12 protein-coding genes are annotated in these 13,769 nt (G+C 62.0%); 11 read left to right on the top strand and 1 reads right to left on the bottom strand.

Features of this window, described 5'->3' with window-relative positions; all coding sequences use genetic code 11:
* The first annotated feature begins 7 nt into the window (after positions 1 to 7).
* The 7 genes from AC07XZ_RS00535 to AC07XZ_RS00505 all read left to right on the top strand — a co-directional run bounded on the left by AC07XZ_RS00535 (position 8) and on the right by AC07XZ_RS00505 (position 8,516).
* Complete coding sequence (locus AC07XZ_RS00535; RefSeq protein WP_003206307.1) at positions 8 to 1,258, top strand: sarcosine oxidase subunit beta; 1,251 nt, start codon at positions 8 to 10, stop codon at positions 1,256 to 1,258.
* Between the two features lie 14 nt (positions 1,259 to 1,272).
* Positions 1,273 to 1,602: a sarcosine oxidase subunit delta gene (locus AC07XZ_RS00530; protein ID WP_011336273.1), complete on the top strand. Its 330-nt coding sequence runs from the start codon at positions 1,273 to 1,275 to the stop codon at positions 1,600 to 1,602.
* On the top strand, positions 1,599 to 4,616 hold the full coding sequence (locus AC07XZ_RS00525) for a sarcosine oxidase subunit alpha (RefSeq protein WP_074692149.1): 3,018 nt from the start codon (positions 1,599 to 1,601) through the stop codon (positions 4,614 to 4,616). The genes AC07XZ_RS00530 and AC07XZ_RS00525 overlap by 4 nt, the downstream gene beginning before the upstream one ends.
* A 55-nt stretch (positions 4,617 to 4,671) precedes the next feature.
* Positions 4,672 to 5,304: a sarcosine oxidase subunit gamma gene (locus AC07XZ_RS00520; RefSeq protein ID WP_064599941.1), complete on the top strand. Its 633-nt coding sequence runs from the start codon at positions 4,672 to 4,674 to the stop codon at positions 5,302 to 5,304.
* Between the two features lie 250 nt (positions 5,305 to 5,554).
* On the top strand, positions 5,555 to 6,412 hold the full coding sequence (purU, locus tag AC07XZ_RS00515; RefSeq protein WP_102685724.1) for a formyltetrahydrofolate deformylase: 858 nt from the start codon (positions 5,555 to 5,557) through the stop codon (positions 6,410 to 6,412).
* 98 nt (positions 6,413 to 6,510) lie between these two features.
* Positions 6,511 to 7,710 carry a formaldehyde dehydrogenase, glutathione-independent gene (gene fdhA / locus AC07XZ_RS00510; RefSeq protein WP_102685723.1) on the top strand — a complete coding sequence of 400 codons (1,200 nt, stop codon included), beginning with the start codon at positions 6,511 to 6,513 and terminating at the stop codon, positions 7,708 to 7,710.
* A gap of 248 nt (positions 7,711 to 7,958) precedes the next feature.
* Positions 7,959 to 8,516, top strand: a complete 558-nt coding sequence (locus AC07XZ_RS00505; RefSeq protein ID WP_007959813.1) for a DUF2780 domain-containing protein — start codon at positions 7,959 to 7,961, stop codon at positions 8,514 to 8,516.
* 1 nt (position 8,517) lies between these two features.
* Here the strand turns inward: AC07XZ_RS00505 and yihG are convergent, their stop codons facing one another.
* The gene (gene yihG / locus AC07XZ_RS00500; RefSeq protein WP_102685722.1) at positions 8,518 to 9,405 is read right to left on the bottom strand and encodes a 1-acylglycerol-3-phosphate O-acyltransferase, YihG family; all 888 of its coding nucleotides are present in this window, start codon (positions 9,403 to 9,405) and stop codon (positions 8,518 to 8,520) included.
* A 193-nt stretch (positions 9,406 to 9,598) separates the two neighbouring features.
* Here yihG and rloA2 point away from each other — a divergent pair, with 193 nt between their 5' ends.
* The 4 genes from rloA2 to creD all read left to right on the top strand — a co-directional run bounded on the left by rloA2 (position 9,599) and on the right by creD (position 13,724).
* Positions 9,599 to 10,102, top strand: coding sequence for a retropepsin-like aspartic peptidase RloA2 (gene rloA2, locus AC07XZ_RS00495; protein WP_007959815.1), 504 nt, complete (start codon positions 9,599 to 9,601; stop codon positions 10,100 to 10,102).
* A gap of 73 nt (positions 10,103 to 10,175) precedes the next feature.
* Positions 10,176 to 10,856, top strand: a complete 681-nt coding sequence (gene creB, locus AC07XZ_RS00490) for a two-component system response regulator CreB (RefSeq protein WP_102685721.1) — start codon at positions 10,176 to 10,178, stop codon at positions 10,854 to 10,856.
* Entirely contained in the window at positions 10,856 to 12,271 is a 1,416-nt protein-coding gene (gene creC, locus AC07XZ_RS00485; RefSeq protein ID WP_102685720.1) for a two-component system sensor histidine kinase CreC, read from the top strand. Before creB ends, creC begins: the two co-directional genes overlap by 1 nt.
* Before the next feature lie 82 nt (positions 12,272 to 12,353).
* Positions 12,354 to 13,724, top strand: coding sequence for a cell envelope integrity protein CreD (gene creD, locus AC07XZ_RS00480; RefSeq protein WP_102685719.1), 1,371 nt, complete (start codon positions 12,354 to 12,356; stop codon positions 13,722 to 13,724).
* The last annotated feature ends 45 nt before the right edge of the window (positions 13,725 to 13,769 follow it).

Genomic DNA, 13,769 nt, shown 5'->3' with positions numbered 1-13,769 from the left:
CATGACTATGCAACGCTATTCGGGCTTCGGCCTCTTCAAACACTCCCTCAGCCACCACGAAAACTGGCAGCGCATGTGGCGCACGCCGACCCCGAAAAAGGTCTACGACGTGGTCATCGTCGGTGGCGGCGGGCATGGTCTGGCGACCGCCTACTATCTGGCCAAGGAGCACGGCATCACCAACGTGGCCGTGGTCGAAAAGGGCTGGCTGGGCGGCGGTAACACCGCGCGCAACACCACCATCGTTCGCTCCAACTACCTGTGGGACGAGTCGGCGCACCTGTACGAACACGCGATGAAACTGTGGGAAGGCCTGTCTCAGGATCTGAACTACAACGTGATGTTCTCCCAGCGCGGCGTCTACAACCTGTGCCACACGCTGCAGGACATTCGTGATTCCGAGCGTCGGGTCAGCGCCAACCGCCTCAACGGCGTCGACGGCGAACTGCTCAACGCCAAGCAAGTCGCGGACGAAATTCCGTACCTCGACTGCTCGAAAAACACCCGCTACCCGGTGATGGGCGCAACCGTTCAGCGTCGCGGTGGCGTGGCCCGTCACGATGCCGTGGCGTGGGGCTTTGCCCGTGCCGCCGACGCCCTCGGTGTGGACCTGATCCAGCAGACCGAAGTGATCGGTTTCCGCAAGGAAAACGGCGTGTGCATCGGTGTTGAAACCAACAAGGGCTTCATCGGCGCCAAACGCGTCGGTGTGGTCACCGCCGGTAACTCCGGGCACATGGCCAAGCTCGCCGGTTTCCGTCTGCCGATCGAATCCCACCCGCTTCAGGCGCTGGTGTCCGAGCCGATCAAACCGATTATCGACAGCGTGATCATGTCCAACGCCGTGCACGGTTACATCAGCCAGTCCGACAAGGGCGACCTGGTGATCGGCGCCGGTATCGACGGCTACAACGGCTACGGCCAGCGCGGTTCGTACCCGGTGATCGAGCACACCATCCAGGCCATCGTCGAGATGTTCCCGGTGCTGTCGCGAGTGCGCATGAACCGTCAGTGGGGCGGCATCGTCGACACCACGCCGGACGCCTGCCCGATCATTTCGAAAACTCCGGTACCGAACATGTTCTTCAACTGCGGTTGGGGCACCGGTGGCTTCAAGGCCACACCTGGCTCGGGCAACGTGTTTGCCGCGAGTCTGGCCAAGGGTGAAATGCACCCGCTGGCCGCACCTTTCTCCATCGACCGTTTCCACAACGGTGCGTTGATCGACGAACACGGCGCTGCGGCTGTCGCCCACTAACAGGAGAAATCCCCATGTTGCATATCTTCTGTCCTCACTGCGGCGAACTGCGCTCCGAAGAGGAATTCCACGCATCCGGCCAGGCGCACATCCCGCGTCCGCTGGATCCGAACAGCTGCACCGACGAGGAGTGGGGCGACTACATGTTCTTCCGCGACAACCCGCGCGGTCTGCACCACGAGTTGTGGGATCACGTCGCCGGTTGCCGCCAGTACTTCAACGTCACCCGCGACACCGTGACCTACGAGATTCTCGAAACCTACAAGATCGGCACCAAGCCGCAATTCACCGACAAGGCTGACACTGCGAAAACAGCCACGACGGCGCTGGGAGAGAAGGTATGAGCCAGACCAATCGCCTGTCCAACGGTGGACGGATCGACCGCAACAAAGTGCTGAGCTTCACCTTCAACGGCCAGACCTACAAAGGGTTTGAAGGCGACTCGCTGGCCGCAGCCCTGCTGGCCAACGGCGTCGACATCATTGGCCGCAGCTTCAAGTATTCGCGTCCGCGCGGCATCTTCGCCGCCGGTGCCGAAGAGCCGAACGCGGTGCTGCAGATCGGTGCTACCGAAGCCACCCAGATCCCTAACGTGCGCGCCACGCAACAGGCGTTGTACCAAGGGCTGGTCGCCACCAGCACCAACGGCTGGCCGAGCGTCAACAACGACATGATGGGGATTCTCGGCAAGGTCGGCGGCAAGCTGATGCCGCCGGGTTTCTACTACAAAACCTTCATGTACCCGCAATCGTTCTGGATGACTTACGAAAAGTACATTCGCAAGGCCGCAGGTCTTGGTCGTTCGCCGACCGAAGTCGATCCGGACACCTACGACTACATGAACCAGCACTGCGACGTGCTGATCGTCGGCGCCGGCCCGGCCGGTCTGGCCGCTGCCCTGGCGGCTGCGCGCAGCGGTGCGCGGGTGATCATCGCCGATGAACAGGAAGAGTTCGGCGGCAGCCTGCTCGATTCTCGCGAAAGCCTCGACGGCAAACCGGCGATGGAATGGGTGGCCGGCGTCATCGCTGAATTGAAGAGTACTCCGGACGTGCTGCTGTTGCCGCGCGCCACGGTCAACGGCTACCACGACCACAACTTCCTGACCATTCATGAACGCCTCACCGATCACCTCGGTGACCGCGCGCCGATCGGCCAGGTGCGTCAGCGCATCCACCGCGTCCGCGCCAAGCGTGTGGTGCTGGCGACCGGCGCTCACGAGCGTCCGCTGGTCTACGGCAACAACGATGTGCCGGGCAACATGCTCGCCGGCGCGGTCTCGACTTACGTGCGCCGTTACGGCGTGGCACCGGGCAAAAAACTGGTGCTGTCGACCAACAACGATCACGCCTACCGCGTGGCGCTGGACTGGCTCGACGCCAGCCTGCAAGTGGTCGCCATCGCCGACGCCCGCAGCAATCCGCGTGGCGCATTGGTTGAGGAAGCGCGCGCCAAAGGCATTCGCATCCTCACCGGCAGCGCCGTGATCGAGGCCCGTGGCAGCAAGCACGTGACCGCTGCCCGCGTGGCGGCGATCGATGTCAAAGGCCATAAGGTCACCAGCCCGGGCGAATGGCTCGACTGCGACCTGATCGCCAGCTCCGGCGGTTACAGCCCGGTGGTTCACCTGGCGTCGCACCTCGGCGGCAAGCCGATCTGGCGTGAAGACATCCTCGGTTTCGTACCGGGCGAAGCACCGCAGAAACGTGTTTGCGTCGGTGGCATCAACGGCGTCTACGGTCTCGGCGATTCGCTGGCTGACGGTTTTGAAGGCGGCGTGCGCGCTGCGTCCGAAGCCGGTTTTCAGGCCGTTGAAGCCGTGTTGCCGAAAGCCCTGAGCCGTCTCGAAGAACCAACCTTGGCGCTGTTCCAGGTGCCGCACGAGAAGGGCACTTCCCGGGCACCGAAGCAATTCGTCGACCTGCAGAACGACGTGACCGCCGCCGCCATCGAACTGGCGACCCGCGAAGGTTTCGAGTCGGTCGAACACGTCAAACGCTACACGGCGCTGGGCTTCGGCACCGATCAGGGCAAGCTCGGCAACGTCAACGGCCTGGCGATTGCCGCCCGCTCGCTGAACGTGACCATCCCGCAGATGGGCACCACGATGTTCCGTCCGAACTACACGCCGGTCACTTTCGGCGCGGTAGCCGGTCGTCACTGCGGGCACATCTTCGAACCTGTGCGTTACACCGCACTGCATCAATGGCACTTGAAAAACGGCGCCGAGTTCGAAGACGTCGGTCAGTGGAAACGTCCGTGGTACTTCCCGAAAAACGGCGAAGACATGCATGCCGCCGTCAAACGCGAATGCAAGGCTGTGCGCGACAGCGTCGGTCTGCTGGACGCTTCGACCCTGGGCAAGATCGACATCCAGGGCCCGGACGCCCGCGAGTTCCTCAATCGCGTGTACACCAACGCCTGGACCAAGCTCGACGTGGGCAAGGCCCGTTACGGCCTGATGTGCAAGGAAGACGGCATGGTCTTCGACGACGGTGTGACGGCGTGTCTGGCCGACAACCATTTCGTCATGACCACCACCACCGGCGGTGCGGCTCGCGTCCTGCAGTGGCTGGAGCTGTACCACCAGACCGAATGGCCGGACCTGAAGGTGTACTTCACCTCCGTCACCGACCACTGGGCGACCATGACCCTGTCCGGCCCGAACAGCCGCAAGCTGCTCAGCGCCGTGACCGACATCGACCTGGCCAACGAAGCCTTCCCGTTCATGACCTGGAAAGAAGGTCTGGTCGGCGGTGTACCGGCACGGGTGTTCCGCATCTCATTCACCGGTGAGCTGTCGTACGAAGTCAACGTCCAGGCCGACTACGCGATGGGCGTGCTGGAAAAAATCGTCGAGGCGGGCAAACAGTACAACCTGACCCCGTACGGCACCGAAACCATGCACGTTCTGCGGGCGGAGAAGGGCTTCATCATCGTCGGCCAGGACACCGACGGCTCGATGACGCCGGACGACCTGAACATGGGCTGGTGCGTTGGTCGCACCAAACCGTTCTCGTGGATCGGCCAGCGCGGCATGAACCGTGAAGACTGCGTGCGGGACCAGCGTAAGCAACTGGTGGGCCTGAAGCCGATCGATCCGAACGTATGGCTGCCGGAAGGTGCACAGCTGGTGTTCAACACCAAGCAGTCGATCCCGATGACCATGGTCGGCCACGTGACCTCCAGCTACGCGCACAACTCCCTCGGCTATTCGTTTGCCATGGGCGTGGTGAAGGGCGGTCTCAAGCGCATGGGCGAGCGGGTGTTCGCACCGCTGGCGGATGGCAGCGTGATCGAGGCGGAAATCGTTTCTTCGGTGTTCTTCGATCCGAAAGGCGATCGCCAGAACATCTAATTGATCGCTCCCGCGCCTGGCGCGGGAGCGACACCGAATTCAGGAAGGGTGCTTTATGACCGCAGCCAACGTTTACCAACAACGCCCGACCACCGGGGCCAAGGCCGAGTCGTCGCTGCATCACGCCGACCTCGCCAGCCTGGTCGGCAAGGGCCGCAAGACCGCCGGCGTGACCGTGCGCGAGAAGAAACTCCTCGGCCATCTGACCATCCGTGGCGATGGCCACGATGCCGCGTTCGCCGCCGGTGTGCACAAGGCGCTGGGCATTGAATTGCCGGGCGCCCTGAGTGTGATCGTCAAAGGCGAAACCAGCCTGCAATGGATGGGCCCGGATGAGTGGCTGCTGATTGTGCCGAGCGGTGAAGAGTTTGCCGCCGAGCAGAAACTGCGCGAAGCGCTGGGCGATCTGCACATCGCCATCGTCAACGTCAGCGGCGGCCAGCAAGTGCTTGAATTGAGCGGCCCGAACGTACGTCAGGTGCTGATGAAATCCACCAGCTACGACGTGCACCCGAACAACTTCCCGGTCGGCAAGGCTGTGGGCACGGTGTTCGCCAAGTCGCAGCTGATGATCCGCCACACCGCCGAAGACACCTGGGAACTGCTTATCCGACGCAGCTTCTCGGATTACTGGTGGTTGTGGTTGCAGGATGCGTCCGCAGAATACGGCCTTAGCGTTCAGGCTTGAGGTGAATTGCGTCGATCTTGCTTGCGTGTAGGGCCTGAGATTTTTGCCCCCTCACCCCAACCCTCTCCCCCAAGGGGGCGAGGGGGAAAGGGAGCTGATCTCGGTTGGTTTCAAAGCCTGAGTTCGGCTCGGTATTTCACGTCGGCGTAGCTCGAAAGAACAACCCGGTCAGTCCCCTCTCCCTCCGGGAGAGGGCTAGGGTGAGGGGAAGCTCCCTGACACCCGCACAAAGAACAGGAGTCACCGCACCATGAGCCGCGCCCCAGACACATGGATTCTGACCGCCGACTGCCCCAGCGTTCTCGGCACCGTGGACGCGGTGACGCGTTTTCTGTTCGAGCAAGGTTGCTACGTGACCGAGCACCACTCGTTCGATGACCGGCTCTCGGGCCGCTTCTTTATTCGGGTGGAGTTCCGTCAGCCCGACGGTTTCGACGAGCAATCCTTCCGCGCCGGCCTCGCCGAACGCGGTCAGGCGTTCGACATGATCTTCGAGCTGACCGCGCCGAACTACCGGCCAAAAGTCGTGATAATGGTCTCCAAGGCCGATCACTGCCTCAACGACTTGCTCTACCGCCAGCGCATCGGCCAGCTGTCGATGGACGTGGCGGCGGTGGTGTCGAATCACCCGGACCTCAAGCCGCTGGCCGACTGGCACCAGATTCCCTATTACCATTTTCCCCTCGACCCGAACGACAAACCGGCTCAGGAGCGGCAGGTGTGGCAGGTGATCGAGGAGTCCGGCGCTGAACTGGTGATCCTCGCCCGCTACATGCAGGTGCTGTCGCCGGAGCTGTGCCGCAAGCTCGATGGCAAGGCGATCAACATTCATCACTCGCTGCTGCCGGGCTTCAAGGGCGCCAAGCCGTATCACCAGGCCTACAACAAGGGCGTGAAACTGGTGGGCGCCACCGCGCACTACATCAACAACGACCTCGACGAGGGGCCGATCATCGCCCAGGGCGTCGAGGCCGTGGATCACAGTCATTACCCCGAAGACCTGATCGCCAAGGGCCGCGACATCGAAGGCCTGACCCTGGCCCGGGCCGTGGGGTATCACATTGAGCGGAGGGTGTTCCTGAACGCCAATCGCACCGTCGTTCTTTAAGTCATAACAACGCAAAACCAACAAGCAATAACCCGAGCACTTAACGCGCTGCCTGCCTGGGCGGCGCGGTTCCATAAAAACAACAGCGAGGTGAAAGCATGTCTGGCAATCGTGGTGTGGTGTATCTCGGCGCTGGCAAGGTCGAAGTACAGAAAATCGACTATCCGAAAATGCAGGATCCGCGCGGCAGGAAGATCGAGCACGGTGTCATCCTGCGTGTGGTTTCAACCAACATTTGCGGCTCCGACCAGCACATGGTGCGCGGCCGTACCACGGCGCAGACCGGTCTGGTGCTGGGCCACGAGATCACTGGTGAAGTGATCGAAAAAGGCTCCGACGTCGAGAACCTGAAAATCGGCGATCTGGTGTCCGTTCCGTTCAACGTGGCTTGCGGGCGCTGCCGTTCCTGCAAGGAGCAACACACCGGCGTCTGCCTGACCGTCAACCCGGCCCGTGCCGGCGGTGCCTACGGTTACGTCGACATGGGCGACTGGACCGGCGGCCAGGCCGAATACGTGCTGGTGCCGTACGCCGACTTCAACCTGCTGAAACTGCCGGACCGCGACAAGGCCATGGAGAAAATCCGTGACCTGACCTGCCTCTCCGACATTCTGCCGACCGGTTACCACGGCGCCGTTACCGCTGGCGTTGGTCCGGGCAGCACCGTTTACATTGCCGGCGCAGGCCCGGTCGGTCTGGCCGCTGCCGCCTCCGCCCGTTTGCTCGGCGCCGCGGTGGTGATCGTCGGCGACGTCAACACCATCCGCCTGGCCCACGCCAAGGCTCAGGGTTTCGAAATCGTCGACCTGTCGAAAGACACCCCGCTGCACGAACAGATCGCCGCGCTGCTGGGCGAGCCTGAAGTGGATTGCGCAGTGGACTGCGTGGGCTTCGAAGCCCGTGGTCATGGTCACGACGGCGTCAAATCCGAAGCCCCGGCCACCGTGCTCAACTCGCTGATGGGCGTGGTGCGCGTCGCCGGCAAGATCGGTATTCCGGGCCTGTACGTGACCGAAGATCCGGGTGCTGTCGATGCCGCCGCGAAAATGGGCAGCCTGAGCATTCGCTTCGGCCTGGGCTGGGCCAAATCCCACAGCTTCCACACCGGCCAGACTCCGGTGATGAAGTACAACCGTCAGCTGATGCAGGCGATCATGTGGGATCGCATCAACATTGCCGAAGTGGTGGGCGTGCAAGTCATCAGCCTCGATCAGGCGCCGGAAGGCTACGGCGAGTTCGATGCCGGCGTGCCGAAGAAGTTTGTGATTGATCCGCACAAGTTGTTCAGTGCGGCGTAAGCGGTGAGGCAATAAAAAAACGGCGACCCTGGGTCGCCGTTTTTTATGAGGTTTATATAACTGTCCCTCGCGTTCCAAAACGGCGGATCTGCCATTCATCGCCCGGCGTTCGGACTTTCACGTTTCATGCACGCCTTCGGTATGAAAATGGCTGGCCCGCGCCGGAACATGCCGGCGGATGCCCGGTCAAACCGGGCAGTTTGACCCTCCCTTGACGGAAGGTCTTCACGCCACAAGAGGATGTCTGAATGAAGATTTCACGCGGTTTTGCCCTGGCATCGCTCCTGACCCTGGCGGCAGGGCCGGTGTTTGCCGGTTTCAGTTTGAATGACGTGGCCGGTGCGGTATCGGGCATGCAGGGCGGGGACAAGGCCGCCGCCGCGGCGCCGACGTCGGAAACCGCCGGTCTGTTGAGTGCCTTGAGCGCGCTGAACGTCACGCCGCAGCAAGCGGTCGGCGGTACCAGTGCCATGTTGGGCCTGGCGAAGAACCAACTGAGCAACACGGACTATTCCGAGCTGGCCAAGGAAGTGCCGGGCATCGACAAGCTGTCGGGCGGCAGCGGTAATCTGGCGGCGTTGAGCGGCTTGCTCGGCTCGTCGGGCAAGTCCGCCGGGCTGGAAAATGCGCTGGGCAACGTCAAGGACACCAATGACCTGAACAACGCTTTCGGTGCGTTGGGCATGGACAGCGGTATGGTCGGCCAGTTTGCCCCGATCCTCCTGCAATACCTCGGTCAGCAGGGTGTCGGCGGTTCGTTGCTGCAAAGCCTGGGCAGCATCTGGGGCACCGGCACCAACGGGTGACTCAGCGGCGCTCGCCCTTGAGTTCGGCGATGCGCTGATCCTTGAGGGTCCAGAGCTGGTTGACCCAGTTCTGGACCTTCTCGCGAAACGCCGGATCGTTTTCGTAATCGCCCTGCCACAGGGCCGGATCCAGCTCGCGGGTCTGGATGTCGATGATCACGCGCGGCACGTTGCCGCTGATCAGGTCCCAGAACCCCGGAATCTTCTGCTGTGGATAAACCACGGTCACGTCGAGAATCGCGTCCAGCTGTTCGCCCATCGCCGCCAGTACAAACGCCACGCCGCCCGCCTTGGGTTTGAGCAGGTGACTGAACGGCGATTGCTGATGAGTGCTTTTGGCAGCGGTGTAACGCGTGCCTTCCAGATAGTTCACCACCGTCACCGGCTGGCGCTTGAACAGCTCGCAGGCGGCCTTGGTGATTTCCAGATCCTTGCCGGCCAGTTCCGGGTTCTTCGCCAGAAACGCCTTGGTGTAACGCTTCATGAACGGGTAATCCAGCGCCCACCAGGCCAGGCCCAGGAACGGCACCCAGATCAGCTCTTTCTTGAGGAAGAACTTGAAGAACGGCGTGCGCCGGTTGAGGGTCTGGATCAGTGCCGGGATATCGACCCAGGACTGATGGTTGCTGATCACCAGGTAGGAGGTGTCGCTGCGCAGGTCTTCGCCGCCGCGAATATCCCATTGCGTGGGAATGCACAGGCGGAAGATCAGCTTGTCGATTTCCGCCCAGGTTTCGGCGATCCACATCACCGCCCACGAGGCGTAGTCGCGAAAGCGCCCCGGCAGGATCAGCTTGAGCAGGGCGAACACCATCAGCGGTCCGAAGAGCACGAGGGTATTGGACAACAGCAGCAGGGTGACGAAACAGCCGGTGAGCAGGCGGCGCATAAGCAACTCTTGGAAAACGGATGGGCGCGCCATGATAAGTGGCTTCGGCCGACAGGCCAAATCCGCCGGTGACGAATGTTTCACCTGTGGCGCGTTAGTCTGATCGTTCCCACGCGGAGCGTGGGAACGATCAAGTAAACAACGGTCTAAAATCTCGCGTCTGACGCCCCCATTTCCCAAGGAAGCCCTTTACGTGAAATCCCTCCTTGCACTGCTTTCCCTCGTCGCCCTGCCGGTGCTCGCCGCCGAACCGACCCTGTACGGTCGTTACGAATACATCGCGCTGCCGGAAATCGGCGGCGAAGTGCTCAAGGCCAAGATGGACACCGGCGCGCTGACCGCCTCGTTGTCGGCCAAGGACATCGAGACGTTCAAACGCGACGGCGAAGACTGGGTGCGTTTCCGTCTGGCCACCAAGGACGCCAGCAACAAGGTGTACGAGCACAAGGTCGCGCGGATCAGCAAGATCAAGAGTCGCTCGGATGAAGAAGACGAGGGCGAAAGCACCGAAGTGGCCAAGCGTCCGGTGGTCGATCTGGAGCTGTGCCTGGGCGACGTCAAGCGTACCGTGGAGGTCAACCTGACTGACCGCAGCAACTTCAACTACCCGTTGCTGATCGGGGCCAAGGCCCTGCGCGAGTTCGGCGCGGCGGTGAACCCGGCGCGACGCTTCACGGCGGACAAGCCGGACTGCTAAACCAAGTGGTCTCATTGACGTAACGCCGGGCTTGGGGCACCGTTCGCGCACTTAACCCACAGGCTCGGACGCCATGCCTCATATCCTGATTGTCGAAGACGAAGCGGCGATTGCCGACACGCTGATTTTTGCCTTGCAGGGCGAGGGCTTCACCACGACCTGGCTGAGCCTGGGCGCGGCGGCGCTGGAGCATCAGCGCCAGAACCCGGCGGATCTGATCATCCTCGACATCGGCCTGCCGGACATCAGCGGCTTCGAGACCTGCAAACAGCTGCGTCGCTTCAGTGAAGTGCCGGTGCTGTTCCTCAGCGCGCGCAATGCCGAAATCGACCGCGTGGTGGGCCTGGAAATCGGCGCCGACGATTACGTGGTCAAACCGTTCAGCCCACGAGAAGTGGCGGCGCGGGTCCGGGCGATTCTCAAGCGCATGGCGCCACGTCCGGTCATCGAAGCATCCTCGGCGCTGTTTCGCATCGATCCCGAACGTGTGCAGATCAGCTATCGCGGCCAACCCCTGAGCCTCACCCGCCACGAATTCCGTCTGCTGCAATGCCTGCTCGAACAACCCGAGCGGGTGTTCAGCCGCGAGCAACTGCTCGATGCGCTGGGCGTGGCGGCGGATGCCGGTTACGAGCGCAGCATCGACAGCCATATCAAAAGCGTGCGCGCCAAATTGCGTCTGGTGCGCGCCGAGGCCGAGCCGATCCAGACCCATCGCGGCCTTGGCTACAGCTACAGCCCGGGGCACAGTTGATGTCGCTGGGGCTGCGGATTTTCCTGGTGTATGTGCTGTTCATCGGCCTCACCGGTTACTTCGTACTCAACACAGTGATGGAAGAAATCCGCCCCGGCGTGCGCCAGTCCACCGAAGAAACCCTGGTCGACACCGCCAACCTGATGGCGGAAATCCTGCGAGACGATTTCAAGGCCGGCACCCTCAACCAGAATCGCTGGCCGGAACTGCTCCGCGCTTATGGCGAACGCCAGCCGAAGGCGACGATCTGGGGCCTGGCGAAAAACCAGGTCAACCACCGCATCTACGTCACCGACGCCAAGGGCATCGTGGTCCTGGACTCCAGTGGTCTGGCCGTCGGTCAGGACTACTCGCGCTGGAACGACGTCTACCTGACCCTGCGCGGTGAATACGGCGCACGTTCCAGCCGCAGTGACCCGAATGATCCGAATTCTTCAGTGATGCACGTCGGCGCGCCGATCCGCGACAACGGCGCGATCATTGGCGTGGTCACCGTGGCCAAGCCCAACAGTTCACTGCAACCCTACGTCGATCGCACCGAACGCCGTTTGCTCGGTTACGGCGCCGGATTGATCGGCCTCGGCCTGCTGCTCGGCGCCGTGCTGTCGTGGTGGCTGAGCCGCGCGTTGCACCGCTTGACCGTTTACGCCCAGGCCGTGAGCGAGGGCCGTCGGGTGGCGGTGCCGCGCTATCGCGGCGGCGAGCTGGAGCAGTTGGCGACCGCCGTGGAACAGATGCGCACCCAGCTCGAAGGCAAGGCCTACGTCGAACGCTATGTGCACACCCTGACCCATGAATTGAAGAGCCCGCTGGCGGCGATTCGCGGTGCCGCCGAGTTGTTGCAGGGCGAGATGCCGGCGGATCAGCGATTGCGCTTTGTCGGCAACATCGACAGTGAAAGTGCCCGGATGCAGCAGTTGATCGAACGTCTGCTGAACCTTGCCCAGGTCGAACAGCGGCAGGGTCTTGAGGAGCGTGTCGCCGTGCCGTTGGCGGCGCTGGTGAGTGAGCTGCTTCAGGCACAGATGGCACGCATCGAAGGCCGGCAACTGCGTATCGAACAAACCATCGCGGCGGATCTGGCGTTGATCGGCGAGCCGTTTCTGTTGCGACAGGCGCTGGGCAATCTGCTGGAGAACGCACTGGATTTCACGTCGTCACACGGTCTGCTGCGCTTTGGTGCCGAGAGAATCGGCGAGCAGGTCGAGCTTCGCCTGTTCAACGAAACCACGCCGATTCCCGACTATGCCTTGCCCCGTTTGAGCGAGCGTTTCTACTCCTTGCCACGCCCGGACAGCGGACGTAAAAGCACCGGACTCGGGCTTAACTTCGTCGAAGAGGTGGTCAAGTTGCACGGTGGTTCAATGCGCATCGGCAACGTCGAAGGCGGGGTGGAAGTCGTCCTGCAGTTGTAGTCTCCACACAAACTCCACAGTCCTCCCACAAAACCCTCACATCCCCTTTGCAGACTCTGCCCATCGAAACAGGGAGAGTCCCATGAACAAAAGTCTGACGATAAAACTCGGGGCCATTGCCCTGCTGATCCTGGTATTGCTGGTGCCGCTGCTGATGATCGACGGCATCATCGACGATCGCCAGCAACTGCGTGACGGTGTGCTGGAAGACATTGCCAGAAGCTCAAGCTACAGCCAGCAACTCAGCGGGCCGGTGATGGTTGTGCCGTATCGCAAAGTGGTGCGCACCTGGAAAACCAAGGAGAAGAGCGACGAGCGCTACCAGGAAATCGGCGAAGAGCGCGGGCGCCTGTATTTTCTGCCGGAGCGTTTTGAACTCGACGGCCAGGTGCAGACCGAACTGCGCGCCCGGGGCATTTACGAGGCGCGGCTGTTCCATGCCGATAACCGTATCAGTGGCCATTTCTCGCTGCCGGCGCAGTTGGGGATCAAGGAAGATTTCGTCGATTACACCTTCGATGCGCCGTTCCTGGCGGTCGGCATCAGCGACATTCGCGGGATCGAAAATGCACTGAAGCTGGAACTCGGCGCGCAACGCCTGGACTTCGTGCCTGGCACCCAGGTCGGCTGGCTGGGCGAGGGTGTGCGAGTGACGCTGCCGGCGCTGGACACCAGCAAGACCACGGAACTGGCCTTCGGCTTCGACCTGCGCCTGCAAGGCACCGGCTCGTTGCAGGTGCTGCCGGTGGGCAAGACCAGCCGCGTGAACCTCGCTGCCAACTGGCCGCACCCAAGCTTCATCGGCAACTTCCTGCCGGCCAAACGCGAGATCACCGATCAGGGTTTCACCGCCGATTGGCAGACCTCGTTTTTCTCCACCAATTTGCAAGAGGCGATGAGCCGCTGCGTGTCGGGCAATGATTGCGAGACGTTCAACGGGCGCAGTTTCGGCGTGAGCTTCATCGATCCGGTGGATCAGTACCTGAAGAGCGATCGGGCGATCAAATATGCGTTGTTGTTCATCGTCCTGACGTTCGCCGGTTTCTTCCTGTTCGAAGTACTGAAAAGCCTGGCAGTGCACCCGGTGCAATACGCGCTGGTAGGTGTGGCGCTGGCGTTCTTTTATCTGTTGCTGCTGTCGTTGTCGGAGCACATCGGTTTTGCCCTGGCGTATCTGTTGTCGGCCAGCGGTTGTGTGTTGTTGATCGGGTTCTACGTCTGCCATGTGCTGCGCAGCGTGCGGCATGGCTTGAGTTTTTCGGCGGGGCTGGCGGCGTTGTACGGTTTGCTCTACGGCTTGCTGAGCGCCGAGGATTACGCGCTGCTGATGGGCTCGCTGCTGCTGTTCGGTCTGCTGGGTGTGTTCATGGTGCTGACCCGCAATCTGGACTGGTACGGGATCGGGCAGAAACCGGCCAAACCGCTGGAGTTCGATATCGGAGCGGTGCAATGAGCCGGTTTGTGGGGTTGCGTGAGGAGCAGCGGGAGGCCGAAGTGT

The organism is Pseudomonas sp. GW458-11-26-14-LB4, assembly GCF_059423925.1.
The sequence above is the reverse complement of the archived record's forward strand: the minus strand, read 5'-3'. Positions and strand labels throughout refer to the sequence as shown.